The following is a 24920-nucleotide window of genomic DNA, read 5'->3' as shown; positions in this document are numbered from 1 at the left end:
GCTCAAAGCTTTAGCGGGGCGGCGCGCCCAACCCGCCCAGCCTGCGGATCTCGGCCACCACCTCGGCCACGCCTTCGCCGGTCCGCAGCGAGCAGAAGCGCACCGGGCGCTCGCCCCTCTGCCGGGCCGCGTCGCGGGCCATGCGGGCGCGGTCGCAGCCGACGGCATCGGCAATGTCGATCTTGTTGACGACCAGAAGGTCCGAGCGCGTGACCCCCGGCCCGCCCTTGCGCGGAATGTCGTCGCCCATGCCGCAGTCGATCTGATAGACCGTCAGGTCCGCCAGCTCCGGCGAGAAGGTGGCCGAAAGGTTGTCGCCCCCCGATTCGATCAGGATCACGTCGAGATCGGGAAAGGCCGCGGTCAGTTCCTCGACCGCCGCAAGGTTGATCGAGCAATCCTCGCGGATGGCGGTATGCGGGCAGCCGCCGGTCTCGACGCCGCGGATGCGCCCAAGCGGCAGGGCCTGCACGCGCATCAGGTATTCGGCATCCTCGCGCGTATAGATGTCGTTGGTGATCGCCGCGACGGAAAGGTCTTGCGACAATGCCCGGCACAGGGCCTCGGTCAGGCGGGTCTTGCCCGCGCCGACCGGGCCGCCGATGCCGATGCGAAGCGGGCCGTTCGGGCTGGTCATGTGCGATAGATCCTCGGCTGCAGGGTTTCGTGGCGGATCGCCGCCAGGTCGCTGCGAAAGGCGCAGCCGCCCAGGTCGTCCAGCGTGGCGGCCTGGGCCTCGGCCGCGACCTCGCGGATCAGCGGCATCAGCGCCGCCAGGATGCACTGGCCCCGGGTCGGGCCGATGGGGATGGATTTCACGCAGGCGGTGACCAGGTTCGAGGCGAAGGCCTGCAGGAACAGCACCAGCACCTCTGCCAGCGGCAGGCCCGCGCGGGCGGCGGCCATGCCGATGGCGACGGGATAGGGGACGGCGGGCAGCGCTTCCTCGACGGCCGAGGCGGTGCGGGCGAAGCTCGCCCCCTGCTCGGCGGTCTCGCGGCGGCGCTCGGCACAGCCCGACAGCGCCAGCGCCAGCTCGGCCACATCCTCGCCCCGCCAGGCATGGGCCAGCAGGATGGCGTCGTTGCGGCCGGCGCCGTGGCGCAGGATTTCGGCAATCCAGCCCTGCACCTCGTCGGGCCCGGTCAGCCAGCCCTCGGCGATGGCCTGCTCGATCCCGTGCGAATAGGCGAAGCCACCCACCGGCCATGCGGGCGAGAGCCAGGCGAAGAGCCGCTGCAGCCCGGCAAGGTCAGCCATGGGAATGCCCGTGCCCATGGTCGTGCGGATGCCCATGCTGATGGTCGTGCCGATGACCGTGCCGATGACCGTGCGCGTGGCCCATGACCTGCGCCGGGCCATAGGCGCCGCCTTCGGGGATGAAGGGCCGCCGCGCCTCGGTCACGGTGGCGCCCAGGCCCTCCAGCATGGCGCGCAACACGTGATCGGCGCGGATCACCAGGTGGAAGGGCGCGATCTGGCAGGGCGTGTGGCGGTTGCCGATATGCCAGGCCAGGCGCGGCAGGTCGCCGGTGACGATCAGCACCGGCTCCTCGGCGGCGGCGACCTCGACCGGGCCGGCCTCGGTTTCCAGCGCGTCGCCATGATTCAGCACGGTGGCTTTGGGCAGGTCCACCAGCAGATCGGCGCCAAGGGCCGTGCGCAGCAATTTGCGGCGCAGGAAGCGCGCGTCGTAATCCAGTTCGACCCGGTCGATGGAGGCGCTCGCAAGCGGGGGGTGAAGGACGGATGTGGCTTTCATCATCAGAACAGGAAATAGCGTTGCGCCATCGGCAGGCTCTCGGCGGGCTGGCAGGTCAGCAATTCGCCATCGGCGCGCACCTCGTAGGTCTCGGGGTCGACATGGATGTCGGGGGTGGCGTCGTTCAGCACCATGTCCGCCTTGCCGATGCCGCGCGTGCCGCGCACGGCGACCATGTCCCGGGCCAGCCCCAGATGCCCGGTTTCGGCATCGCGGCTGACGAAGGTCACGGCGCTGCGGGTAAGCGAGCGGCCGAAAGCCCCGAACATGGGGCGCGAATGCACCGGCTGCGGCGTCGGGATCGAGGCATTGGGATCGCCCATCTGCGCCATGGCGACGCTGCCGCCCAAGAGCACCATCTCGGGCTTGACGCCGAAGAAGGCGGGGTTCCACAGCACCAGGTCGGCGCGCTTGCCTTCCTCGACCGAGCCGATCTCGTGCGACAGGCCATGCGCGATGGCCGGGTTGATGGTGTATTTCGCGATATAGCGGCGGACGCGGAAATTGTCGGCCGGGCCCTCGCCCAGGGGTCCGCGCTGCAGCCGCATCTTGTGGGCGGTCTGCCAGGTGCGGATCAGCACCTCGCCCACCCGGCCCATGGCCTGGCTGTCCGAGGAGATGATCGACATCGCCCCCATGTCGTGCAGGATGTCCTCGGCCGCGATGGTCTCGCGCCGGATGCGGCTTTCGGCGAAGGCAATGTCTTCCGGCACCCGGCGGTCGAGGTGATGGCAGACCATCAGCATGTCCAGGTGCTCCTCCATCGTGTTGACGGTGAAGGGCCGCGTCGGGTTGGTCGAGGAAGGGATGACGTTCGCCAGCCCCGCCACGCGGATGATGTCCGGCGCATGGCCGCCGCCCGCCCCCTCGGTATGGAAGGCGTGGATGGTGCGGCCGGCAATGGCGGCGATGGTATCCTCGACGAAGCCGCTTTCGTTCAGCGTGTCGGTATGGATCATCACCTGCACGTCCATGCGGTCCGCGACCGAAAGGCAGCAGTCGATGGCGGCCGGGGTGGTGCCCCAGTCCTCGTGCAGCTTCAGCGCACAGGCGCCGGCGCGGACCTGCTCCTCCAGCGCCGCGGGCAGCGAGGCATTGCCCTTGCCGGCAAAGGCCAGGTTCATGGGAAAGGCCTCGGCGGCCTGCAGCATGCGGCCGATATGCCAGGGGCCGGGGGTGCAGGTGGTGGCCAGGCTGCCATGCGCCGGGCCGGTGCCGCCGCCCAGCATGGTGGTCACGCCCGAATGCAGCGCCTCGTCGATCTGCTGGGGACAGATGAAATGGATATGCGCATCCACGGCGCCGGCGGTCAGGATGCGCCCCTCGCCGGCGATGATCTCGGTCCCCGGGCCGATCAGCACGGTGACGGCGGGCTGGATGTCGGGGTTGCCCGCCTTGCCGATCGCCGCGATGCGCCCGTCGCGCAGGCCCACATCGGCCTTGTAGATGCCGGTCGCGTCCACGATCAGGGCATTGGTGATGACGGTGTCCATCGCCCCCTCGGCGCGGGATTTCTGCGACTGGCCCATGCCGTCGCGGATGACCTTGCCGCCGCCGAACTTCACTTCCTCGCCATAGCTGGTCAGGTCGCGCTCGACCTCGATGAACAGCTCGGTATCGGCCAGTCGGACGCGGTCGCCGGTGGTCGGGCCGTAGATCGCCGCGTAATCGGCGCGGGACAGCGTGGCAGGCATCACAGGTTCCCCATGACGGCGGCGCGGAAGCCGAAGACGCGCCGCGCGCCCGCGAAGGGGACCAGGCCCACGTCGCGGGTCTGGCCCGGCTCGAAGCGGATCGCGGTGCCGGCGGCGATGTCGAGGCGCATCCCCCGCGCCGCCCGGCGGTCGAAATCCAGCGCCGGATTGGTTTCGGCGAAATGGTAATGGCTGCCGACCTGGATCGGGCGGTCGCCGGTATTGGCGACGGTCAGGACCAGGCGCGGGCGGCCGGCGTTCAGGGTGATCTCGCCCTCGGCGGGGATGATTTCGCCGGGGATCATCTCAGGCCACCGCCAGCGCAAGGCCGGCCGCCGCCGTCACGGCGCCCAGCCAGCGCACCATCGGCAAGCGGCCAAGCGCGATGCCGGACAGGTGCAGCAGCGCCGTGGCGATGACGAAGCCCGCACCATAGGCCAGCAGTCCCTGCCCCGGCCCCTCGGCGCCATGGGCATGGCCGTGCACCAGGCCGAAGACCGCCACCACCGGCAGCACCACCGCCAGCCCGGCGCGCAGGGCCAGCGCGATCGCCGCGCCGATGACCACGGATGAGGCAAGGATCGCCGGCTCGACCAGCGGCAGCGCCACCCCGGCCGCCCCCAGCGCCCCGCCCGCGACCATCGCCAAGACGAAGCACAGCGGCAGCGCCCAGGCCGCCCGCCCGCCCAGGCTGGCCGCCCAGAGCCCGACCGCGACCATCGCCAGCAGGTGGTCCGCCCCGGCAAGCGGATGCGACAGGCCGGCCAGGAAAGGCCCGGCCTCGGCATGGCCGTGCCCGGGATGGGCCAGGGCCGCTGCCGGTATCAGCGCCGGGGCGGCGGCGGAGACGGCGGCGGCAAGGGGGTACTTCATGGCAGGCTCCTCAGCGTATCGGGTGATGGACGGTGACCAGCTTGGTGCCGTCGGGAAAGGTGGCTTCGACCTGGATCTCGGGGATCATCTCGGGCACGCCCTGCATGCAGTCCTCGGCGCGCAGGATCTCGGCGCCCCAGGACATCAGGTCGGCCACCGTGCGACCGTCGCGGGCGCCCTCGACCACGGCATCGGTGATGATGGCGACCGCCTCGGGATGGTTCAGCCGCACGCCGCGCGCCAGCCGGTTGCGGGCGACGATGGCGGCCAGGGCGACCAGCAGCTTGTCCCTTTCGCGCGGGGTCAGGTTCATTCCGTCCTCACAATTGCCACAGGCGCGGCGGCGGGCCCGCGCGGAAATGCCGGATCAGCGGAACCAGCGCCGCCCGCAGGGCTTGCGACGAGGGGGCCAGGAAGCGCGCCACCAGCAGCCCCGGCAAGGCGCTGACCCCGGCCTCGGCGCCTTCGGGAAGCGCTGCCCGCGCGGCGTCGAGCCCCTGCTCGGCCCCCGGCGCCGCCAGGATCATCGTCGCCGCGGCGGTTGCGCCCGCCAGGGTGGCGGGGCTGGTCGGCATCCTTTCCAGCCGCAGCGCCTCGGCATGGACCAGGCGGCCGCCGCGACGGATGCGCCAGTGGTCGCGCAGCTGCAGCTGCCGCAGCGTCTCGCCATGCGCGATGCGGCCGAAGACCAGGCTCTCCACGGCCAGCAAGGTGGCATCCGCGGCCATCTCGACCGACAGGCGGCGATCGAGGGCCGAGCCCTCGAACAGGATCGTCTCCTGCGGCAGCCAGTCGATGCGGGCGCCCTGCCCCAGCGTCAGGACGGTCGAGACCTGCGCCGCCCCGCCGGCGCTGCGATAGACGCGCTCGGCGGCCTGGGTGGTCAGGGTCAGCGCCTCGCCCGCCCCGGCATGGATGTTCAGCGCCAGCTTGTCGCCGCCGGTCATGCCCCCGGCGGTGTTGACCACCACCGCCTCGGTCCCGCCATGCGGGATCAGGATCTTCAGGCAGCCCTGCTGATGCAGCCGGCACAGCCGCCCCCAGTCGCGCGACAGCTCGGCCGATCCGGCGCTGCGCGGCACCGCCCGGGATGCGTTGGTAAGGTCTAGCGCCATGAGCGGGCCCCATTCATCTGCCCCGACCCGGACATGAAAGCGCGGCGGGATCAACGGCAGCGCCGTGCCCGGCCCGCGACATCGGTGGTCTTCCGGGCGATCTGTCCGATATTCCGGCATCGAGCCCGTTTTCCGGGCAGATGCGGATCCGACCACCGCGGCACCGGCGCGCGCGGGCTGGGGACGCGACCGACTGCCGTTTCACGCGCAGGACAGGAACAGGCGGCGGCGCGGAAGGCGGCATTGCGTGACCGTCGCGCACCAGGGGCGGGAAGCCTCGGCCCCGATCATGCGACAGCCACCGCAAGAGCCATCGCGCCGGTCATCGGCAACCGAAAGCCGGGCGGGCGAAACCCGGCTTGCGGGCGCTTACGGCATCAGGCGGCCTGGCAGAGGCGGGACTCTGCACAAGAAAAGCGCACACGGACCCGTGATTTTGTTTGATCGTCGGCAGGGAATCGCTCATAAGTAGAGTACTGCACACAGATTTAAGCGTGCGGTTTATCTTGCTCGGTTCCCGGTTTTTTTTCAACTCAACCTATCGACCAGCCAGCTTGGCCCGGTCTGACAAAAGGTGGCGTTCATGCCCTATATTACCGAGATCCCCTCAAGCCTCATCACCGTCGGCCTCGATGGCGTCGTCGCCTTCGTGCCGGACACGTCGCTGCTCAACGCCTTCGAAACCTCCCAGGAATTCGCGCAATACGACGTCGATTCCAACGGCGCGACCACCCTGAACTATGGCGACAACATGACGCCGGTGGCTGCCGACGGCACCCCTCTCACGCCTGCCGGCACCTATCTCGGCTCGACCACGGTCGCGAACGCTGCCACTTCCATCGGCCTGCCGGGTTTGGCGGATATCAGTCTGCAGGTGAACCCGATCAGCGGCCACCTGATGGAAGCCGGCGGCACCTATTATTTCGTAAGCGAGGAACCGCTCGACGACGACCACCTGGCGGTGACGGCCACGGTCGAAGTCCTCGGCACTCCCATTTCCGTCACCGGCCCGATCTCCGAAATCACCGAAACCCTGGCCGCGGCCGTTGAAGCTGTTCCGTTGGCGGGCCCGGTGGCCGCCGCGACCATCCGCGCTTCCGCCGATCTCATCCAGTCGACGGCCAACACCGCCATCGTCACCATGGACCATGACGTCGCCGGCAGCCTGGACCTGACCGATGACGAGGTCGTCTGCTTCGTGGCCGGCACCCTGATCGAGACCGAAAGGGGTTTCGTGGCGGTCGAGGACCTCCGGGTGGGCGATCTGGTCGCCACGCGGGACAATGGCTATCAGCCCATCCGCTGGATCGGTTCCGTGAAGCTTGGCGCCGCGGCGCTGAAGGCCAGGCCGAAGCTGCTGCCGATCCGCATCAAGGCCGGCGCACTCGGCAGGGAAACCCCGTCCTCGGACCTGCTCGTGTCGCCGCAGCACCGGGTGCTCGTCCGCTCGAAGGTGGCGCTGAAGATGTTCGGGGCCATGGAGGTGCTGGTTGCGGCCAAGCAGCTGCTTCAGGTCGAGGGCGTGGACATCGCCACGGATGTCGAGAGCGTGGAATATTTCCATTTCCTCTTCGACCGGCACGAGGTGGTGAACTCGAACGGCGCCGCGACCGAGTCGCTCTATACCGGCGCCCAGGCGCTCAGGACCGTGGGACCGGCGGCGCGCGAGGAGATCTTCACCCTGTTCCCCGAGCTGCGCGAGAAGGAATTCGTGCCGGCGCCGGCCCGGCCGCTGCCCTCCGGCCGCAAGGCGCGCAAGCTGGCCGTGCGCCACGTCCAGCATCACCGCGCCATGGTCTGCTGACTCGCAGGCTCCAGCCCATCCTCCCATGCGGGCCACGGAGAGATCCGTGGCCCTTTCCCGTCATCGCCACCGACCGGCTGTCCGGCCGCGGGTGGCGGGGCCATCGACGCCGGGATTGCGTCGCCGCCTTCCGGCCGATTACCAGGACATCGCGGGATCGCGTCCCCATCACCGGGCCGGCGGCTGATGGCGCGCGCCTGGACGCGGGCACCCATTGCGCATCGCCCGGCGCGACGACGCTTCCACCCATGGCCTTTGCCGATCCCTCGTCCAGCGCCGCCTTGGCCGCGGCCAGCATCTCGGCTTGGCGCGAGCACAGCGGCCCCGGCGCCGAACGGATCCGGGGGCCAGACCGCTCATCACCGCCAACGCCCGTTCGGCATGGCCGAGAAAGCCCCGGTCCTCGCGCGCGACACGGGACAGGGCGTTCTGCCCGTCATCACCCGGTCGAGCACCCGTCGGATCAGGATGCATATGGCTGGGTCTTGGCATTTCGCGGGCGGGGCGGCCCATCGCGATCCCCGCCGCATCGCGGCAAGGCAGAAACAGAAACGACAGAAAATTACAATTTCATTACTAACCATGTTGCATTGTTGCGCGCGGATTCGTAAAACCAGCCAGGCAACCCGCGCTGATTCTGCGCCGCGGCGGAAGCCCCGGCACAAGGAAGCGGCAAGAAAGGACTCTGAGATGGCCCTGGACCAACCGACCCCGATCGCGCCCTATGACGCCCCGGAAAAGGACCTTTACGAGATCGGCGAGATGCCGCCCCTGGGTTACGTGCCCAAGCAGATGTATGCTTGGGCCATCCGCCGCGAACGCCATGGCGAGCCCGACAAGGCCATGCAGGTCGAGGTGGTCGAGACGCCGCCGATCGACAGCAACGAGGTGCTGGTCCTGGTGATGGCGGCGGGCGTCAACTACAATGGCATCTGGGCCGGCCTCGGCGTGCCGATCAGCCCTTTCGACGGCCATGGCGCGCCCTATCACATCGCCGGTTCCGACGCCTCGGGCATCGTCTGGGCGGTGGGCGACAAGGTCAAGAACTGGAAGGTCGGCGACGAGGTCGTCATCCATTGCAACCAGGACGACGGCAATGACGAGGAATGCAACGGCGGCGACCCGATGTATTCGCCCAGCCAGCGCATCTGGGGCTATGAGACGCCGGACGGGTCCTTCGCGCAATTCACCCGCGTCCAGGCCCAGCAGCTGATGCGCCGCCCGCAGCACCTGACCTGGGAGGAATCGGCCTGCTACACGCTGACGCTGGCCACCGCCTATCGCATGCTGTTCGGCCATGAACCGCATGAGCTGAAGCCGGGCATGAACGTGCTGGTCTGGGGCGCCTCGGGCGGGCTGGGGTCGTTCGCGATCCAGCTGATCAACGCGGCCGGCGCCAATGCCATCGGCGTGATCTCGGACGAGGACAAGCGCGAATTCGTCATGTCGCTGGGCGCCAAGGGCGTCATCAACCGCAAGGACTTCAAGTGCTGGGGGCAGCTGCCCAAGGTGAACACCCCCGAATACAAGGAGTGGTTCGCCGAGGCGCGCAAGTTCGGCAAGGCGATCTGGGACATCACCGGCAAGGGCAACAACGTCGACATCGTCTTCGAGCATCCCGGCGAGGCGACCTTCCCGGTCTCGACCCTGGTCTGCAAGAAGGGCGGCATGGTGGTGATCTGCGCCGGCACCTCGGGCTTCAACTGCACCTTCGACGTGCGCTACATGTGGATGCACCAGAAGCGTCTGCAGGGCAGCCATTTCGCGCATCTGAAACAGGCCAGTGCCGCCAACAAGCTGATGCTGGAACGCCGCATCGACCCCTGCATGTCCGAAGTCTTCCCCTGGGCCGAGATCCCGCAGGCGCATCTGAAGATGCTGCGCAACCAGCACAAGCCCGGCAACATGGCGGTGCTGGTGCAGTCGCCGGTCACCGGCCTGCGCACCTTCGAGGACGCGCTGGAGGCGGGGCGCCGCTGACCCGGGCCGAAACGCAGAGGCCCGCCCGGCGCGAGAAGGCGCCGGGCGGGCCTTTCCTTCGCGGAAGCGCGCGAAAACCTGCTGCTCTATCAACAGGCAGAATAAAATCTTCTTTCTGATTGATATTGCTGCATTTCTTTCGGAACTGCGGCGGCTATCCGCCGAAAACTTCGGCATTATGCCCGAAAATCGCGCGCGCGCCATTCAAACTGCCTGAATCCTGGGCTAAGGAGCCTTCCGACCCCAAGGGAAGGATTCCGCGACATGCCGCAGATCGACGACAAGCTGGCCCCCATCTACGAGGAGGTGGTGCGCCGCAACGCCGGCGAGCCCGAGTTCCACCAGGCCGTGCGCGAAGTGCTTGAAAGCCTGGGCCGGGTGGTCGCCAAGCGCCCGGACTATCTGGAGGACGCGCTGATCGAGCGCATCTGCGAGCCCGAGCGCCAGATCATCTTCCGCGTGCCCTGGACCGACGACAAGGGCCGGGTGCAGATCAACCGCGGCTTCCGGGTGCAGTTCAGCTCGGCCATGGGCCCCTACAAGGGCGGGCTGCGCTTCCATCCCTCGGTGAATGTCGGGATCATCAAGTTCCTGGGCTTCGAGCAGATCTTCAAGAACGCGCTGACCGGCCTGCCCATCGGCGGCGGCAAGGGCGGCTCGGACTTCGATCCCAAGGGCCGCTCGGACGGCGAGATCATGCGCTTCTGCCAAAGCTTCATGACCGAGCTTTACCGCCACCTCGGCGAATATACCGACGTGCCGGCCGGTGATATCGGCGTCGGCGCGCGCGAGATAGGCTACATGTTCGGCCAATACAAGCGCCTGACCAACCGCTACGAGGCGGGCGTGCTGACCGGCAAGGGGCTGTTCTATGGCGGCTCGCTGGCCCGCAAGGAAGCAACCGGCTACGGCAATACCTATTTCACCCAGGCCATGCTGAAGACCGGCGGCACCGATTTCGACGGCAAGCGCGTCGTCGTCTCGGGCTCGGGCAATGTCGCCATCTACACCATCGAGAAGGTGCAGGAATTCGGCGGCAAGGTGCTGGCCTGCTCGGACAGCTCGGGCTACATCGTGGACGAAGCCGGGATCGACCTCGATCTTCTCAAGGAGGTCAAGGAAGTGCGCCGCGGCCGCATTTCGCAATATGTCCGCATGAAGGGCGAAGGCAACGGCGCCTATTTCGTGAAATCCGGCGAGGGCTCGATCTGGGACGTGGCCTGCGACGTGGCCATGCCCTCGGCCACCCAGAACGAACTGACCGGCAAGGACGCGGCCAAGCTGGTCAAGAACGGCGTCACGGCGGTCGGCGAGGGCGCCAACATGCCCTGCACGCCCGAGGCGATCCGCGCCTTCCAGCAGGCCGGCGTCAAGTTCGGCCCCGGCAAGGCGGCGAATGCCGGCGGCGTCGCCACCTCGGCGCTGGAGATGCAGCAGAACGCCTCGCGCGACCGCTGGAGCTTCGAGAAGACCGAGGCGAAGCTGGCCGAGATCATGCGCGACATCCACGACAGCTGCTACAGCACCGCCGAGGAATTCGGCGCGCCGGGCGATTACGTCATCGGCGCCAATATCGCCGGCTTCATCCGCGTCGCCGAGCCGATGCGCGCCTTCGGCGTGATCTGAGCTCCGCGCGGGCCGGCGCTCCCGGCCCGCCTTGCCGGCCCTGGACCGGACCGCCGCCCCCGCCCGGGCACGCGACGCCGGCACCGGACCATGATGCGATCCGGCGGGCGGCGGCGCGTCAGGCCCCGTAAAGCGCCTTGGCCCGATCCTCGAAGGCGCGGACGATGCGCGACATGGCTTCGCCGAAGACCACGCCGATCACCTTGCCCAGGATGGCGTTGCGGAACTCGAAATCCACGAAGAACTCGACCTTGCAGCCGCCTTCCGGCAGATCCGCGAAGCTCCAGCCGCTGCGCAGATACTTGAACGGCCCATCCAGGTATTCGGTGTCGATGCGCCTGGTCTCGGGCCACAGCGTCACGCGCGAGCCGAAACGCTCGCGGAAGACCTTGAAGCTGATGACCAGGTCCGCCTCGACCACCTCGCTGCCCGAGGCGCCGGCCCGGCGCGAACGGATGCGGGCGGCGGTGTTCCAGGGCAGGAACTCGGGATAGCTTTCAATATCCGCCACCAGGGCATACATCTGGTCGGCGGTATAGGGCAGGATGCGGCTGTCGCTGTGCTGGGGCAAGGAATCGTCCGGGGCCGTTCGTTTCGGGCAGCACTAGCAAAGGAAAGGGGCGATGAACAACCTCATCTGGCTGATCCGGGCCTCGCGCTGGGCCCGCAACCCGCCGAAGGCCCGCACCGTCAAGCTGGTGCTGGCGGTGATAGCGCTTGGCCTGCTGCTGGCGGGGCTCGAACATTTCGGACTCTGGCCGGACTGGGCCAGCATGGACCGGCCGCGCGGCCTGCACCTGCCACGACCGTAAGACTGTCCCTTCACCGTTTCCCAATCCTCCCGCAGCCGCGCCCCGGCTTCTTCGTTCCCCAAATACTCATGCGGCCGCGCCACCGGCACCGCCGCTTCCGGCCTACATCCCCGCCGCCTGGAACGTGTCGCATTGCGCCATCTGCCCCGAGGCGAAGCCGCGCTTGAACCATTCCTGCCGCTCGGCGGCCGAGCCATGGGTGAAAGCGTCGGGCATCGGCGCGCGGCCGGCCTTTTCCATCAGCGTGTCGTCGCCCACGGCGGCGGCGGCATTGATCGCCTCGTCGATGTCGCCCTCGTCGATACTGTTGAACTGCTGGCTGGCATGGTTGGCCCAGACCCCGGCGAAGCAATCGGCCTGCAGCTCGGTCAGGACCGAGATGCGGTTCGCCGTCACCTGGTCGCTTTGCTGGCGGGCCTGCATGGTCTGGCCCAGGATCCCCAGCAGGTTCTGGACATGGTGCCCGACCTCATGCGCGATGACATAGGCAAAGGCGAAATCGCCGCCCGCGCCCATCTTGCCGCTCATGGTGCGGAAGAAGTCGGTGTCCAGGTAGACGGTGCGGTCGTTCGGGCAATAGAACGGCCCCATGGCCGATTGCGCCGTGCCGCAGGCCGAGCTGTCGATGCCCGAGAACATCACCAGCGTCGGATCGGCGTAATCGACCCCAGCCTGCTCGGGCAGCACGCCTGCCCAGACCTCCTCGGTATCGGCCAGCACCACCGAGACGAACTGGCCGATCTCCCGCTCCTCGGCGGTCAGCTCGCGCGGCTGGCTCTGCTGCTGGCCGCCATCGTCGATGGCCCCGATCAGGGGCGAGATGTCGATGCCGAAGAAATAGCCCACCGCCAGCACCACCAGCACGCCGACGATGCCCATGCCGCCCGCACCTGCCCGGCCCATGCCGCGCCGGTCCTGGACGTTCCTGCTGCCGCGCCTGCCCCGCCATTCCATCGCCACCTCCCCCGCCGGCAAACGCGCCGGCCCTGTCGCTTGACGCCAGTGTTATCCGAAGCCCGGTCCGGCGCAACACCGACGCGGGGTTGACAGTTCCGGCCCCAGCCCGCAGCACGTCCCCAAACGACGGGGGCAGGCATGTTCGACTGGGTGGTTTCGACGATCGAAAGCTGGGGCTATCTCGGCGTGCTGATGCTGATGGTGGCCGAGAACCTGTTCCCGCCCATCCCGTCCGAGGTGATCATGCCGCTGGCCGGTTTCCTGGCAGGCAGCGGCCGCCTGTCGCTGACCCTGACCATCCTGGTGGGCACGCTGGGCTCGGTGCTGGGCACGCTGATGTGGTATTATATCGGCCTCTGGTTCGGCGAGGAGCGGCTGAAGCGCTTCGCCGCCCGCCACGGCCGGCTGCTGACCCTCTCGCCCTCGGATGTCGACGCCGCGCATGACTGGTTTCGGCGCCACGGCGCCATGGCGGTGTTCTTCGGCCGCATGATCCCGGCGATCCGCACCCTGATCTCGGTCCCCGCGGGGCTGGCGCGCATGCCGATGTGGAAATTCCTGCTTTATACCGTGATCGGCAGCGCGCTCTGGACCGGGGTGCTGACATTCGCCGGGCTGATGCTGCATGAAAACTACGCGCTGGTCGCGGATTGGGTCGATCCACTGTCCAAGCTGGTGGTGATCGCCGTTGTGGCGATCTATCTTTACCGCGTCGTCACCTGGAAGCCGCATTGAGATCACGCGATTGGCACTTGCCGGCCGCCGCGCGCGGTCCTAACCGAAAGTCCATGAACGGATTTTCGAGCAAGCATATCGCCGTCATCGCCGGCGCCGGTTCCGCCGCGCTGCTGGCCGCGGCGCTGACCTTCCAGAGCCTCGGCTATGCGCCCTGCGAGCTCTGCATCCTGCAACGCTGGCCGCACCTGGCCGCCGCGATCATCGGCGGGCTGATCTGGTGGCTGGGCTGGCGGCGCTGGCTGGCGGCGCTGGGGCTGATCGCCGCGCTTTGCGCCACCGGCCTCGCCATCTACCACGCCGGGGTCGAGCTGCAGATCTGGCAGGGGCCGCAGCATTGCTCGGGCGGCGTGTCGGGCCTGGCCACCATGTCCACGCAGGACCTGATGGCGGCGCTGGAACAGGCCCCGGTGGTGCGCTGCGACGAGGTGGCCTGGAGCCTGTTCGGCATCTCGATGGCCGGCTGGAACGCCATCCTGTCGGCCGGGCTGTCGGCGTTGTGGCTCGCCTCGCTCCGCGGCCGCCGGCGCGAGACCGGGCTGGCCTGAGCGCGGATTTCCCGCCCGGCGCAGGCCCGTCAAGATTGCACCCAAGGCGGGTATGGGATAGACCCATGCCCAACAAGATCTTGAGGTTTCCCCCGTGGCTGACATCCCTGAAAACGACGACGATACCCCCGAGAACGGCGGATCGGAGCGCGCCGTGATGCATCACGACGGCCCGGTGATCGACATCTCGCACGAGATGCGTTCCTCCTATCTCGACTATGCCATGTCGGTGATCGTCAGCCGGGCGATTCCCGACCTGCGCGACGGGCTGAAGCCGGTGCATCGCCGGGTGCTCTTCGCCATGCACGAGACCGGCAACACCCATGACAAGCCTTATCGCAAGTCGGCCCGCCCGGTCGGCGACACCATGGGTAAGTATCACCCGCATGGCGACGCCTCGATCTATGACGCGCTGGTGCGGATGGCGCAGCCCTTCTCGATGTCGCTGCCGCTGCTGGACGGCCAGGGCAACTTCGGCAGCATGGACGGCGACAACCCGGCGGCCATGCGCTATACCGAGGTGCGGATGGACAAGCCCTCGGCCTATCTGCTGATGGATATCGACAAGGACACCGTCGATTTCCAGGACAATTACGACGGCAAGGACCGCGAGCCGACCGTCCTGCCGGCCCGCTTCCCGAACATGCTGGTCAACGGCGCCGGCGGCATCGCCGTCGGCATGGCGACCAACATCCCGCCGCACAACCTGGGCGAGGTGGTGGACGCCACCCTGGCGCTGATCGAGAATCCCGACCTGCCGACCGAGCGGCTGCTGGAGATCGTGCCCGGCCCGGACTTCCCCACCGGCGGCATCATCCTGGGCCGCTCGGGCGCGCGCAAGGCCTATCTGGAGGGGCGCGGCAGCATCGTCGTGCGCGCCAGGACCCGGATCGAGGAGACCCGCGCCGGCCGCCAGGCCATCATCCTGGACGAAATCCCCTATCAGGTGAACAAGGCCAGCCTGATCGAGAAGATCGCCGAACTGGCCAAGGAAAAGCGCATCGAGGGCATCGCCCATGTGCAGGACGAATCCGACCGGGTCGGCGTGCGGGTGGTGATCGAACTGAAGCGCGACGCCACCGCCGAGGTGGTGCTGAACCAGCTGTTCCGCTTTACCCCCATGCAGACCAGCTTTGGCGCCAACATGCTGGCGCTGAACGGCGGCCGGCCCGAGCAGCTGACGCTGCGCGACTTCCTGACCCATTTCATCGCCTTCCGCGAGGAGGTCGTCGCCCGCCGCACCGCCTATGAATTGCGCAAGGCGCGCGAGCGAGCGCATGTGCTCTGTGGCCTGGCCGTGGCGGTCTCAAACGTGGACGAGGTGGTGGCGACGATCCGCAGCTCGGCCGACGCCGCCGAGGCGCGGGCGCGGCTGATGGAGCGGCGCTGGCCCGCGCATGAGATCGTGGAGTATCTCAAGCTGATCGACGACCCGCTGCATCCGGTGAACGAGGACGGCACCTACAACCTGTCCGAGACCCAGGCCCGCGCCATCCTGGAACTGCGCCTGCAGCGCCTGACCCAGCTGGGCGTGCAGGAAGTCACCGACGAGCTGAAATCGCTGGCCGATTCGATCCGGGAATTCCTGGCGATCCTCGCCTCGCGCGAGCGGATCATGGGCATCATCTCGAACGAGCTGACCGAGGTGAAGGCCCTGTTCGCGGTGCCGCGCCGGACCGAGATCACCGACTGGGCCGGCGATCTGGACGACGAGGACCTGATCGAGCGCGAGGACATGGTCGTCACCATCACCTCGGGCGGCTATATCAAGCGCACGGCCCTGGCCGAGTTCCGCAGCCAGCGCCGCGGCGGCAAGGGCCTGTCCGGCATGGCCACGAAAGAGGACGACGTGGTCACGACCCTGTTCGTCGCCAACACCCATACCGAGCTTCTGTTCTTCACCACCGACGGCATGGTCTATCGGATGAAGACCTGGCGGCTGCCGCTGGGCGGGCGGACCGCCAAGGGCAAGGCCATCGTCAACATCCTGCCGATCCAGCCCGGCGTCTCCATCGCCGCGCTGATGCCGGTCGATGCGCCGCAAAGCGAATGGGACGATTATCAGGTGGTCTTCGCCACCTCGGAAGGCGACGTGCGCCGCAACGCGCTGTCGGATTTCGCCAATGTCATGCGCAACGGCAAGATCGCCATGAAACTGCCCGAGGGGGTCGAGCTGATCGGCGCCCGCATGGCGACCGAAAACGACGACGTGATGCTGGTCACCGCCGCCGGCCGGGCGATCCGCTTCCCGACCACCGATGTGCGGGTGTTCAAGGGCCGCGATTCGACCGGGGTGCGCGGCATCCGGCTGGTGAACGACGGCGACAAGGTGGTCAGCATGTCGGTGATCCGGCATTTCGAGGCCGGATCCGAGGAACGCGCCGCCTATCTGAAGATGCGCCGCGCCGTGGCCGGCGCGCTGGATGACGGCGCCGAGGATGACGAGGACGAGGACGCCGTGGCCGAGACCGCGATCTCGCAGGAACGCTATGCCGAGATGTCGGCGGCCGAGGAGCTGATCCTGACCATCACCGCCAAGGGCGCCGGCAAGATCAGTTCCAGCTTCGACTATCCGCTGCGCGGTCGCGGCGGCCAGGGCGTCATGGCCATGGATAAGGCGATGCGCGGCGGGCCGCTGGTGGCCAGCTTCCCGGTCGAGGGCGACGACCAGATCATGCTGGCGACCTCGACCGGCCAGTCGATCCGGGTGCCGGTGGAAGGCATCAGCTTCCGCTCGCGCTCGGCCGGCGGGGTGCGGGTCTTCAACACCGCCCCCGGCGAGGAGGTGGTTTCCGTTGCCCGCATCGCCGAGAACGGCGAGGATGAGGCCGAGGAATGAACGCCCGGGGGGCGGGCGCGCCAGCCTGCCCCGGTCCCACCTTGCCGGGCAGGCTGACAGCCGGCCCGGGGTACGGGCCAAGATGAGGGAACGACATTGGACGGGCATGACTCGCAGCTGAGCGAGCGTCTGCGGACCGGCTTCCTGGGCGTCATCGCCTTCGGCCTGATCCTGTTCCTGCTGGTCCAGGCCCGTTTCATTCTGATCTGCCTGGCTTTCGCCATCATCATCTTCTCGCTGACCAGCGACGCGATCTCGGCCTTTGCGCGGCTCAGGGTGCCGAACTGGCTGGCCACCGCCCTGGCACTGATCGCCATTGCCATCGGCCTGCTCTGGGCGGCGACGGCGGTTGTGGCGCAGGTGAACGAGGTGGTCTCGACCGCCATCGCCTATGCCGACCGAGCGCAGGCGGTGCTGTCCAACCTCAGCCAGCGCTGGGGGCCGCGCGCGCAAGAGGCGCTCAGCACCTTCATGGGCAGCATCGACGTCGCGGGCTGGCTGCGCTCGGCCGCGGCGCAGGCCTCGAACCTGATCTCGGGCTCGGTGCTGATCCTGACCTTCGTCGGCTTCATGTTCAGCGAGCGGCTGTGCTTCCCGCTGAAGGTCGAGCGGCTGACCGGCGATCCCGGCCGCGCCCGGCAGGCACTCGGCACGATACATGTCATCATGCGGCGGGTGAACCGCTACCTGGTAGTCAAAACCGGCATCAGCGCCGTCACCGCCGCGCTGATCTGGGCGATCTTCCGGCTGGCCGGGCTGGAACTGGCGGGCGCGGTCGCCATGCTGACCTTCATCCTGAACTTCATCCCGACCCTGGGCTCGATCGTCGCCACGGTCATCGCCGTCGCCATGGTGCTGGCGCAGACCGGCGATCCGACCGGAACGCTGATCGTCGGCGGCATGGCGACGGCGGTGCATTTCGTGATCGGCAATATCCTCGAGCCGATGCTGCTGGGCCAGACGCTGCGGCTGTCCTCGTTCGGCATCATCCTGTCGCTGGCCTTCTGGGGCGCGGTCTGGGGCATTGCAGGCACCTTCCTGGCGGTGCCGATCATGGTCGCCATGATGATCGTCTGCGCCCAGATACCCTGGCTGCGCCCGGTCGCGATCCTGCTGTCGCAGGAAGGCATCCCCGAGCAGGAGCCCTCCGGCCGGCTACGCCGCTAGCCGCGGCGGGGGGGGAGGGCGGCGCGGGCCTGGCTCAGGCCGGGTTCGGCGGCGGCGCGGGCGGGTCATCCCCGGGCGCGGTTTCCTCTGCGGGCTCGTCCTCGTCCTCGGACCGGTGCAGGAAGATGTCCTGGGCAGTGCGCACGCTGCCGGGCAGCACGATGCCCGCCGCCGCGAAGCGTTCCAGGATCTGGTGGTTGATCTCGGACACCACCGAGACGCCGCCATTGATGTCTGCCAGCATGGCACGCAGCTCGAAATTCTGGCCGGTCGGGGTGATGCTGCGCAGCAGCACCGCCGGGGGCGGGTTGACCAGCACCGTCGGCTGGTCCTCGGCGATCTCGCGCAGCAGGTCGCTGACCAGCCGGCTGTCGGTCGCCACCCCCACCGTGACCGGCACGATGATCCGCCCGGTCAGGCTGCCGCGGGTCCAGTTGGTCACCGGCTGGGTGATCAGGTTCGAGTTCGGGACGATCACCTGGGTGCGGTCGAAGGTCTCGATCTGGGTGGCGCGCACCGCCATCCGGCGAACGACGCCCTGCTGGCCGCCGACCTCGATCCAGTCGCCGACCGCGATCGGCCGCTCGACCAGCAGGATGATGCCCGAGACGAAGTTCGACACCACCTGCTGCATGCCGAAACCGATGCCGACCGACAGCGCCCCGGCGACGAAGGCCAGCGAGGTCAGGTCGATCCCCGCCGAGGTGACGGCAAAGACCGCCGCCAGCGCCACCCCGACATAGCCGATCATCGACGAGACGGCGTTCTGCCCGCCCGCGTCCAGCCGGGTTTTGGGCAGGATCGAGCTGCGGAAGGCGCCTTGCACGAAGCTGGTCAGCGAATAGCCGACCGCGAAGACGATCAGGAAAGTCAGGATCGCCATGGGCGACAGCCGCACGCCGCCGAAGGCGAAGCCTTGCTGCGCCTTGGTCCAGGCCTCGGCCAGGTCGCTGGCCCGCGCGCCCCAGATCAGCGCGAACAGCGGCAGCGACAGCAGGATCAGCGCGAATCCGACCAGCACCGGCATCAGCGCGTCCCGCGCCGACTGGTCGCCGCCCTTGGCCATGGCGTAGAAATCGGCGATGAAATCCTGCAGGATGATCAGCAGCCCGACCAGCGCCAGGGTCAGCACCGCGGCCCAAAGCAGCGCGTTGCCCGCCGTCACATAGCCCACCGCCACCAGCACCGGCGTCGCCAGCGCCAGCAGCCGGCCGGCCATCGCCAGGAAATTCACCACGCGGATGCGGTAATCCGGCGCCTCGGAATCCCCGCTCGGGTGCAGGCCGCGCAGGACGGTGCAAAGCCGGAACAGGCAGAAGGCGCCGAACAGGACCAGCAGGAAGTGCCAGACCCCGGCCGAGGCCTCGCTGAGCCGTTCCGGCACGGTGTCGCTGTCGTTCTGGCTGTTGAAGCCGGAGAGCGGCAGGATGGTGCGGGCGAAAAGCTGGTGCAGCGCCAGGGCCGCGGCCAGCAGCGCGGCGCGGACCTGCGCCTTGGCGCGGCGCTCCTCGCTCATCGGCAGGGGTGGCTGGACCCCAGTATCGGCGGCCGGGAACAGCCGCCGCGCCAGCCAGATGCCGCCGAAGAAGGACAGGCCCGCCGCCGGCACCGAGCGCAGCAGCGGCAGTCCCCAGTCGTCGAACAGGTCGGTGGCGCCCAGGGCCGCCGCGAACAGGATCACCCCGATCAGCGGAATGGCGATCTGGCCCAGAGAAACGCCGAAGATCAGCGCCGCCCGCGACCGCTCGCTGGCCCGCGCCGACAGCCGCGACGGCAGCGAGTCGATCCAGTGCCGGCCGCGCGACAGCAGCAACAGCGCCACCAGCAGGAAACCGGCGATGGCCGGCAGCCGCGCGGTGAAGCCGCCCATGCCGCCGGTGCTGTCCCAGCGGTCGCGCGCCTCGGCATAGACCTGGCCGGCGACCTGGGCCGCCTCGGCCATGGCCGGCGGCCAGTTCGCCGGGTTCAGCGGCGACGGCGTCTTGCGGATCAGCGCGAAGGTCTGGCGGGCGCGCAGAGTCTGGTCGATCTGCGTGACGATGCCGTCGGCGCGACCGTGCGATTCCACCGCCTGCAATCCCGGCGCCTGCAGGGTCGCAAGCTGCTCGTTCAGCTCCTTGCGGCGGGCGGCGATATCCTCGGATTCCGTCTGCCCCTCGGCCGGCGCCGGGCCAAGCGCGGCGATCTGGTCCTTGAGCGTGGCGATGCGGGTGGCGTTGACGCCCTGCGCCTCCTTGAAGCGCTCGCGCCATTTCACCACCTCGTCGCGGATGGTCTGCAGCCGCGCGTCATTGGCCGAGCCGGATTCCAGGATCTGCTCGGCCTGCTCGGCCAGCTTGTTCCAGGCGTCGTAATCCGGCGCCTGCGGCTCCTGCGCCAGGACCGGCCGCGCCAGTCCCAGCAGCAGCACGAAGGCCAGCATCGCGAAGCGGGACAGCAGGGCAGCATGGCAGGGCGTGCGGCGGGCTTGGGGCCGAAACGGGGGCCGGGACAGGGCAGAAGGCATGGGCCGGTTCAGTCCTCGTAGACTTCGGGCAGGGCGGCGGGCTTGCGGGCCATCCATTCCGGCACCGGCAGGCCCTTGGCCCGCAGGAATTCCGGGTTGAAAAGCTTGGTCTGGTAACGCGTGCCATAGTCGCAGAGCACCGTCACGATGGTGTGACCGGGGCCCATGTCCCTGGCCATGCGGATGGCGCCGGCGACGTTCACCCCCGACGAGCCGCCCAGGCAGAGCCCTTCCCGCTCGAGCAGGTCGAAGATCACCGGCAGCGCTTCGGCATCCGGGATGCGATAGGCGAAGTCCGGCTTGAAGCCTTCGAGGTTGGCAGTGATGCGGCCCTGGCCGATGCCCTCGGTGATCGACGAGCCGGGGCTTTCGAAAACGCCCTCGGTATAATAGCTGTAAAGCGCCGCGCCCTCCGGATCGGCCAAGCCGATCTTGACGCCCCTGGGCTGCAGCGCCATGGCGACCCCCGCCAGCGTCCCGCCCGAGCCGACCGCGCAGACGAAGCCGTCCACGCGCCCGCCGGTCTGCTCCCAGATCTCGGGGCCGGTGGTTTCCAGATGCGCCTGGCGGTTGGCGACATTGTCGAACTGGTTGGCCCAGATGGCGCCGTTCGGCTCGGTCCGCGCCAGTTCCTCGGCCAGGCGGCCGGAATAGCGCACATAGTTGTTGGGGTTCTTGTAGGGCTGCGCGGGCACCTCGACCAGCTCGGCGCCGGCCAGCCGCAGCATGTCCTTCTTTTCCTGGCTTTGCGTCTCGGGGATGACGATGACCGAACGGAAGCCCATCGAGGCGCCGACCAGCGCCAGGCCGATACCGGTATTGCCGGCGGTGCCCTCGACGATGGTGCCGCCGGGTTTCAGATCCCCCCGTTCCACCGCGTCCTTGATGATGTAGAGCGCGGCGCGGTCCTTGACCGACTGGCCCGGATTCATGAACTCGGCCTTGCCCAGGATCTCGCAGCCGGTCTCTTCCGAAGCCCGGCGCAGGCGGATCAGGGGGGTGTTTCCGATGGCAGAGGCAAGATCGGGGCAGATGCGCATGGCGTGGCCTTTCGCGGGATGTTCCCGCCCGGTTTACACGCCGCCGGTCGCTGGCGGCAACCCCACCGGGGCGGTCTCTGTCCCCTGCCCCAGTTCGCGGCGGATCTGGTCATGGCGCAGTTCCAGCCACAGCGCCAGGTTCAGCAGCGGGCCGTTGCGGATCTCGCCCGCCAGCGCCATCCGCGTCAGCTCGGCCCGCGGGATCAGGTGCGAGCGAATGTCCTCGTCCTCGGTCGCAAGCCCGCCCAGGCCCGCGCTGTCGTCGGGCAGATCGGCGATGCCGACATAGAGATAGAGGTATTCCGCCACCGCCCCGGGGCTGGGATAGTTGTGCGGTGCCGGGATCAGCCGCGTCAGGGCGATGCCGGTCTCCTCGATGGCCTCGCGCCGGGCGGCCTGTTCCGGGGTCTCGCCGGCATCGACGCGGCCGGCCACCGTCTCGTAAAGCCAGGGCTGGGCATCGCCGCGCGCCAAGGGCCCGGCGCGCAGCTGGTCGATCAGCATGACCCGGTCGCGCACCGGATCCCAGGGCAGCACCACCGTCGCATCGCCCGAGACGAAGACGGCGCGCAGCAGCGGCGGGGTCCAGCCGCCGTCGTTGCGGCGCTGGCTCAGCCGGATCTCCTCCATCGAGAAATATTCGGCATAGGGCTCCTCGACCGAATCGATGCGGGTGCGGGGCAGGCCGACCGGCCCGACATGCGGCAGGCCGGGATTCTCGCCGGCGGCGCGCCGGCGCGAGGCGACCCAGGTGGCGATCATCGGCAGGCGCCGGCGCAGATCCCCGGCGGGGCGCGAGGCAGGCAGGCGCAGTAGCCATTCCGCCATCGCCGCGGCCAGCGCCGGCTGCCATTCGGGCGCGTCCGCGACGGGCTCGCCCAGGCCCAGCAGCATCCGGCCGCCATGGTCCTGCAGCTGCAGGCCGAAGATCTCGGCATAGCGGCGCAGCGCCGGGGTCCAGTCGGTCCGCCAGGCCGGCAGCATCTGGTCGCCGGACAGCAGGCGCGGCCAGCCCTGCGGGGCGATGCCCGCCATCCCGCCGCCCTGCAGCGCGCCGGGGACCGGCTCGACCTCGACGGCCTGCGGGGCGAGTTGCGCACGCATCAGCGGATGCGCGATGGGTCCGATCAGCAGGGGCATGCCGGCGTCCCCTGCCCCGGGAATTGCGCGCTTGCTGCCATGATCCACCTCGCAGGAAAATTTTCGCGGTTTTCGCGCGAAGGCCCTTGCGCTTCAACCCCTGCCCGTCTAAATCCCCGCCACCACCCAGAAAGCGCGGAGAGGTGCCGGAGTGGTCGAACGGGGCGGTCTCGAAAACCGTTGAGCCTTCACGGGTTCCGTGGGTTCGAATCCCACCCTCTCCGCCACTTGCCCTCGCGAAAGCGTTCTCCCGATCCGGCTGCAGCCGGATTTTTCCGTTGTTTTCGGGGGTTATGCGGGTTGGGCTGTTAACCGGCCTACGCCCCGAAGGGCGCACACGCGTTCTCTCCGGGCCGATATTCTCCGGATCTGTTAACCGCCGCGCTTTCGGTGAACAGCTTTAAGTCATTGCTTTCAAGTGATCTTTCGAAGTCCGTGATGCACGCGATTTGGAAAATCCATCTGGATGGCGGATGGAACAGAGATCGAACGCCGCCCGTTGCGCGCTGGTTCGGCTGCGGCTAGGACCAATCTCACCCCAGCCGCTGTTCGTGCTTTGTGCTGAGTCAACCGCGTGTTACTGTTGTGAAAAAGTGTGAGGCGAGCAGTTGGCCCAGAAGTCAGACATCGAATGGACGGACGCGACGTGGAACCCGGTGACGGGCTGCACCAAGGTCGGTCCCGGTTGTGACAACTGCTACGCCGAGCGGTTCGCAGAGCGCTGGCGTGGAATCCCTGGACACCCCTACGAGCAGGGCTTTGACCTGACACTCTGGCCGTCGAGGCTGAAGCAGCCCGTGCTCTGGAAAAAGCCGCGGATGATCTTCGTGAACTCGATGAGCGACCTCTTCCACAAGGACATCGACCGTACATTCATCGACGCGGTGTTCGACGCCATGGAGCTGGCGGACTGGCACGTCTACCAGGTGCTGACCAAGCGCAGCTCGCTCATGCGCAACTACGTTCGGAAGCGGTATGATGGAGGGCCGGTCCCTCGGCACATCTGGCTCGGCGTTTCTGTCGAGGACGCCGCGCACGCGAGCCGGATCGAGCACCTGAAGCAGATCAATTCCGACGCGCGCTTCATCTCGTTCGAGCCGCTGCTCGGACCGGTCGGGGATGTCGATCTGCAGGGCGTCGCTTGGGCCATCGTCGGGGGGGAGAGCGGGCCCCGGGCTCGGCCCATGGACGAAAGCTGGGCCCGCCAGATCCGGGACATCTGCGAACGTGACGACGTCGCTTTCTTCTTCAAACAATGGGGTGGCGCCCGTCCGAAGTCGGGGGGGCGTCTGCTCGATGGTGAGGAATGGAACGGCTTTCCGTGGCAAATCGTCCCGAAGCCGATCCTCGATCAGATTTCAGCGTGAACCATTTCGCACGGAGTACCGCCATCATTGAAGAAATCGCATATTGAAAATACGGTTGGCCCATGGGCTCGGCAAAAGCTCGATGGCCTCGAGGCATATCTTCACGCTTACACCATTGCGCTGAAGAAACAGTCCTTCGAACTGGTCTACGTCGACGCATTCGCCGGCGCGGGACGGTCAAGAATCCGCGACGCCTGGGCCGGTGCTGATGACGAAGACCTTCAGCTTCTTGATGACGAGTTCGTTCGGTCCGAGGAGCAGTTCATCGAAGGCTCCCCGCACCGAGCCCTCGCTCTCGAACACCCTTTCACCCAATATCATTTCTTTGACGCAGATGCAGGGCGCGCGGCCCTTCTCGAGGGCTTGAGGGCCGAGTACCCGGCTCGAAAGATCAGCGTTCAGGTTGGCGACGCGAACGAATTGATCCAGAAGCTGGTCCCGCGGATTGCGGGGCGGAACATGAGGGGTGTTGCTTTCCTCGATCCTTATGGCCCCCACCTGGACTGGCGAACCGTCGCGGCTCTGGGATCAACCAAGAAGTTTGAGGTGATCATAAACTTCCCGCTTGGAATGGCCATCAACAGATTGATCACGCGCTCGGGTGACATTCCCGAAACTTGGCGCGCGGGGCTGAACGGCTGCTTCGGCGGTGCGGACTGGGAGAGCCTCGTCTACGCAGAGCGCACCGACCTCTTCGGGGATACGACCCGCCACAAGGTTGACGATGCAGCCAAGCGGCTTCTTGACCACTACGTCGGCCGCCTGAAGACCTTGTTCGGCCACGCCGCCACACCGAGTGTCGTCAGGAACACGCGAGGTGTCCCAATCTACTACATGCTGTGGGCGGGGCCCCATCCCCTCGGGCACAAGATCGCCGACTACATCTTGGCGAAGGGTGATCGGATCACGCCACCAAAAACTCGGTCCGTTCGACGATGACCAGCTGGTGGCCCCG

At 68.0% G+C, this 24920-nt stretch carries 23 protein-coding genes and 1 tRNA gene; 11 read left to right on the top strand and 13 right to left on the bottom strand.

Annotated features, from left to right (window positions below):
• Nucleotides 1-10: 10 nt before the first annotated feature.
• From ureG to I9P22_RS00660, 8 genes are read right to left on the bottom strand one after another with little or no spacing between them, the layout of a single operon-like run.
• Nucleotides 11-637, bottom strand: a complete 627-nt coding sequence (gene ureG, locus I9P22_RS00695) for an urease accessory protein UreG (protein ID WP_199257502.1) — start codon at nucleotides 635-637, stop codon at nucleotides 11-13.
• Entirely contained in the window at nucleotides 634-1260 is a 627-nt protein-coding gene (locus tag I9P22_RS00690; RefSeq protein WP_199257570.1) for an urease accessory protein UreF, read from the bottom strand. The genes ureG and I9P22_RS00690 overlap by 4 nt, the downstream gene beginning before the upstream one ends.
• Nucleotides 1253-1762, bottom strand: a complete 510-nt coding sequence (locus tag I9P22_RS00685; protein WP_199257501.1) for an urease accessory protein UreE — start codon at nucleotides 1760-1762, stop codon at nucleotides 1253-1255. Before I9P22_RS00685 ends, I9P22_RS00690 begins: the two co-directional genes overlap by 8 nt.
• A gap of 2 nt (nucleotides 1763-1764) precedes the next feature.
• The gene (ureC, locus tag I9P22_RS00680; protein WP_199257500.1) at nucleotides 1765-3456 is read right to left on the bottom strand and encodes an urease subunit alpha; all 1692 of its coding nucleotides are present in this window, start codon (nucleotides 3454-3456) and stop codon (nucleotides 1765-1767) included.
• Complete coding sequence (locus I9P22_RS00675) at nucleotides 3456-3761, bottom strand: urease subunit beta (RefSeq protein WP_199257499.1); 306 nt, start codon at nucleotides 3759-3761, stop codon at nucleotides 3456-3458. The genes ureC and I9P22_RS00675 overlap by 1 nt, the downstream gene beginning before the upstream one ends.
• A gap of 1 nt (nucleotide 3762) precedes the next feature.
• Nucleotides 3763-4329 carry a HupE/UreJ family protein gene (locus tag I9P22_RS00670; RefSeq protein ID WP_199257498.1) on the bottom strand — a complete coding sequence of 189 codons (567 nt, stop codon included), beginning with the start codon at nucleotides 4327-4329 and terminating at the stop codon, nucleotides 3763-3765.
• A 10-nt stretch (nucleotides 4330-4339) separates the two neighbouring features.
• Nucleotides 4340-4642 (bottom strand): urease subunit gamma, encoded by a 303-nt coding sequence (locus I9P22_RS00665; protein WP_199257497.1) that lies wholly within the window; start codon nucleotides 4640-4642, stop codon nucleotides 4340-4342.
• Between the two features lie 7 nt (nucleotides 4643-4649).
• Entirely contained in the window at nucleotides 4650-5444 is a 795-nt protein-coding gene (locus I9P22_RS00660) for an urease accessory protein UreD (protein ID WP_199257496.1), read from the bottom strand.
• Between the two features lie 583 nt (nucleotides 5445-6027).
• Between I9P22_RS00660 and I9P22_RS00655 the strand changes: the two genes are divergently transcribed.
• From I9P22_RS00655 to gdhA, 3 genes are all read left to right on the top strand, one after another.
• On the top strand, nucleotides 6028-7248 hold the full coding sequence (locus I9P22_RS00655) for a Hint domain-containing protein (RefSeq protein WP_233253108.1): 1221 nt from the start codon (nucleotides 6028-6030) through the stop codon (nucleotides 7246-7248).
• A 690-nt stretch (nucleotides 7249-7938) separates the two neighbouring features.
• Nucleotides 7939-9228: a crotonyl-CoA carboxylase/reductase gene (gene ccrA / locus I9P22_RS00650; RefSeq protein WP_199257495.1), complete on the top strand. Its 1290-nt coding sequence runs from the start codon at nucleotides 7939-7941 to the stop codon at nucleotides 9226-9228.
• Nucleotides 9229-9492: 264 nt separating this feature from the next.
• A complete protein-coding gene (gdhA, locus tag I9P22_RS00645) occupies nucleotides 9493-10854 on the top strand; it encodes an NADP-specific glutamate dehydrogenase (protein WP_199257494.1) in 1362 nt (453 codons plus the stop codon).
• Nucleotides 10855-10972: 118 nt separating this feature from the next.
• Here the strand turns inward: gdhA and I9P22_RS00640 are convergent, their stop codons facing one another.
• Nucleotides 10973-11425: a type II toxin-antitoxin system RatA family toxin gene (locus I9P22_RS00640; protein WP_199257493.1), complete on the bottom strand. Its 453-nt coding sequence runs from the start codon at nucleotides 11423-11425 to the stop codon at nucleotides 10973-10975.
• A gap of 52 nt (nucleotides 11426-11477) precedes the next feature.
• On the opposite strand from I9P22_RS00640, the gene I9P22_RS00635 reads away from it, so the two are divergent.
• The gene (locus I9P22_RS00635) at nucleotides 11478-11666 is read left to right on the top strand and encodes a hypothetical protein (protein ID WP_199257492.1); all 189 of its coding nucleotides are present in this window, start codon (nucleotides 11478-11480) and stop codon (nucleotides 11664-11666) included.
• A gap of 102 nt (nucleotides 11667-11768) precedes the next feature.
• Here the strand turns inward: I9P22_RS00635 and ypfJ are convergent, their stop codons facing one another.
• Nucleotides 11769-12620, bottom strand: a complete 852-nt coding sequence (gene ypfJ / locus I9P22_RS00630; protein ID WP_199257491.1) for a KPN_02809 family neutral zinc metallopeptidase — start codon at nucleotides 12618-12620, stop codon at nucleotides 11769-11771.
• Nucleotides 12621-12761: 141 nt separating this feature from the next.
• On the opposite strand from ypfJ, the gene I9P22_RS00625 reads away from it, so the two are divergent.
• The 4 genes from I9P22_RS00625 to I9P22_RS00610 all read left to right on the top strand — a co-directional run bounded on the left by I9P22_RS00625 (nucleotide 12762) and on the right by I9P22_RS00610 (nucleotide 17912).
• Nucleotides 12762-13358, top strand: a complete 597-nt coding sequence (locus I9P22_RS00625) for a DedA family protein (protein WP_199257490.1) — start codon at nucleotides 12762-12764, stop codon at nucleotides 13356-13358.
• A gap of 53 nt (nucleotides 13359-13411) precedes the next feature.
• Complete coding sequence (locus tag I9P22_RS00620) at nucleotides 13412-13906, top strand: disulfide bond formation protein B (protein ID WP_199257489.1); 495 nt, start codon at nucleotides 13412-13414, stop codon at nucleotides 13904-13906.
• Between the two features lie 94 nt (nucleotides 13907-14000).
• On the top strand, nucleotides 14001-16745 hold the full coding sequence (gyrA, locus tag I9P22_RS00615) for a DNA gyrase subunit A (RefSeq protein ID WP_199257488.1): 2745 nt from the start codon (nucleotides 14001-14003) through the stop codon (nucleotides 16743-16745).
• Between the two features lie 96 nt (nucleotides 16746-16841).
• Complete coding sequence (locus I9P22_RS00610; RefSeq protein WP_199257487.1) at nucleotides 16842-17912, top strand: AI-2E family transporter; 1071 nt, start codon at nucleotides 16842-16844, stop codon at nucleotides 17910-17912.
• A gap of 34 nt (nucleotides 17913-17946) precedes the next feature.
• On the opposite strand, the gene I9P22_RS00605 is transcribed toward I9P22_RS00610, so the two are convergent.
• From I9P22_RS00605 to I9P22_RS00595, 3 genes are read right to left on the bottom strand one after another with little or no spacing between them, the layout of a single operon-like run.
• Nucleotides 17947-20418: a DUF3772 domain-containing protein gene (locus I9P22_RS00605; protein WP_233253107.1), complete on the bottom strand. Its 2472-nt coding sequence runs from the start codon at nucleotides 20416-20418 to the stop codon at nucleotides 17947-17949.
• An 8-nt stretch (nucleotides 20419-20426) separates the two neighbouring features.
• Nucleotides 20427-21458 (bottom strand): cysteine synthase A, encoded by a 1032-nt coding sequence (locus I9P22_RS00600; protein WP_199257486.1) that lies wholly within the window; start codon nucleotides 21456-21458, stop codon nucleotides 20427-20429.
• 33 nt (nucleotides 21459-21491) lie between these two features.
• Nucleotides 21492-22598: an NUDIX domain-containing protein gene (locus tag I9P22_RS00595; protein WP_199257485.1), complete on the bottom strand. Its 1107-nt coding sequence runs from the start codon at nucleotides 22596-22598 to the stop codon at nucleotides 21492-21494.
• 137 nt (nucleotides 22599-22735) lie between these two features.
• On the opposite strand from I9P22_RS00595, the gene I9P22_RS00590 reads away from it, so the two are divergent.
• The 3 genes from I9P22_RS00590 to I9P22_RS00580 all read left to right on the top strand — a co-directional run bounded on the left by I9P22_RS00590 (nucleotide 22736) and on the right by I9P22_RS00580 (nucleotide 24904).
• Nucleotides 22736-22825, top strand: a tRNA-Ser gene (locus I9P22_RS00590).
• Nucleotides 22826-23206: 381 nt separating this feature from the next.
• Nucleotides 23207-23965 (top strand): DUF5131 family protein, encoded by a 759-nt coding sequence (locus I9P22_RS00585; protein ID WP_037206238.1) that lies wholly within the window; start codon nucleotides 23207-23209, stop codon nucleotides 23963-23965.
• 27 nt (nucleotides 23966-23992) lie between these two features.
• On the top strand, nucleotides 23993-24904 hold the full coding sequence (locus I9P22_RS00580) for a three-Cys-motif partner protein TcmP (protein ID WP_177208255.1): 912 nt from the start codon (nucleotides 23993-23995) through the stop codon (nucleotides 24902-24904).
• The last annotated feature ends 16 nt before the right edge of the window (nucleotides 24905-24920 follow it).

The organism is Paracoccus binzhouensis (genome assembly GCF_016446475.1).
Lineage (GTDB): Bacteria > Pseudomonadota > Alphaproteobacteria > Rhodobacterales > Rhodobacteraceae > Paracoccus > Paracoccus binzhouensis.
The sequence above is the reverse complement of the archived record's forward strand: the minus strand, read 5'-3'. Positions and strand labels throughout refer to the sequence as shown.

Excerpts from the sequence above, each read along its gene's own strand:
- I9P22_RS00685 (WP_199257501.1), bottom strand. The coding sequence starts at position 1,762 with ATGAAAGCCACATCCGTCCTTCACCCCCCGCTTGCGAGCGCCTCCATC.
- I9P22_RS00600 (WP_199257486.1), bottom strand. The coding sequence starts at position 21,458 with ATGCGCATCTGCCCCGATCTTGCCTCTGCCATCGGAAACACCCCCCTG.
- ureC (WP_199257500.1), bottom strand. The coding sequence starts at position 3,456 with ATGCCTGCCACGCTGTCCCGCGCCGATTACGCGGCGATCTACGGCCCG.
- I9P22_RS00660 (WP_199257496.1), bottom strand. The coding sequence starts at position 5,444 with ATGGCGCTAGACCTTACCAACGCATCCCGGGCGGTGCCGCGCAGCGCC.
- I9P22_RS00690 (WP_199257570.1), bottom strand. The coding sequence starts at position 1,260 with ATGGCTGACCTTGCCGGGCTGCAGCGGCTCTTCGCCTGGCTCTCGCCC.
- I9P22_RS00635 (WP_199257492.1), top strand. The coding sequence starts at position 11,478 with ATGAACAACCTCATCTGGCTGATCCGGGCCTCGCGCTGGGCCCGCAAC.
- gdhA (WP_199257494.1), top strand. The coding sequence starts at position 9,493 with ATGCCGCAGATCGACGACAAGCTGGCCCCCATCTACGAGGAGGTGGTG.
- I9P22_RS00655 (WP_233253108.1), top strand. The coding sequence starts at position 6,028 with ATGCCCTATATTACCGAGATCCCCTCAAGCCTCATCACCGTCGGCCTC.
- I9P22_RS00675 (WP_199257499.1), bottom strand. The coding sequence starts at position 3,761 with ATGATCCCCGGCGAAATCATCCCCGCCGAGGGCGAGATCACCCTGAAC.
- I9P22_RS00670 (WP_199257498.1), bottom strand. The coding sequence starts at position 4,329 with ATGAAGTACCCCCTTGCCGCCGCCGTCTCCGCCGCCGCCCCGGCGCTG.
- ypfJ (WP_199257491.1), bottom strand. The coding sequence starts at position 12,620 with ATGGAATGGCGGGGCAGGCGCGGCAGCAGGAACGTCCAGGACCGGCGC.
- I9P22_RS00620 (WP_199257489.1), top strand. The coding sequence starts at position 13,412 with ATGAACGGATTTTCGAGCAAGCATATCGCCGTCATCGCCGGCGCCGGT.
- ureG (WP_199257502.1), bottom strand. The coding sequence starts at position 637 with ATGACCAGCCCGAACGGCCCGCTTCGCATCGGCATCGGCGGCCCGGTC.
- I9P22_RS00625 (WP_199257490.1), top strand. The coding sequence starts at position 12,762 with ATGTTCGACTGGGTGGTTTCGACGATCGAAAGCTGGGGCTATCTCGGC.
- I9P22_RS00595 (WP_199257485.1), bottom strand. The coding sequence starts at position 22,598 with ATGCCCCTGCTGATCGGACCCATCGCGCATCCGCTGATGCGTGCGCAA.
- I9P22_RS00665 (WP_199257497.1), bottom strand. The coding sequence starts at position 4,642 with ATGAACCTGACCCCGCGCGAAAGGGACAAGCTGCTGGTCGCCCTGGCC.
- ccrA (WP_199257495.1), top strand. The coding sequence starts at position 7,939 with ATGGCCCTGGACCAACCGACCCCGATCGCGCCCTATGACGCCCCGGAA.
- I9P22_RS00605 (WP_233253107.1), bottom strand. The coding sequence starts at position 20,418 with ATGCCTTCTGCCCTGTCCCGGCCCCCGTTTCGGCCCCAAGCCCGCCGC.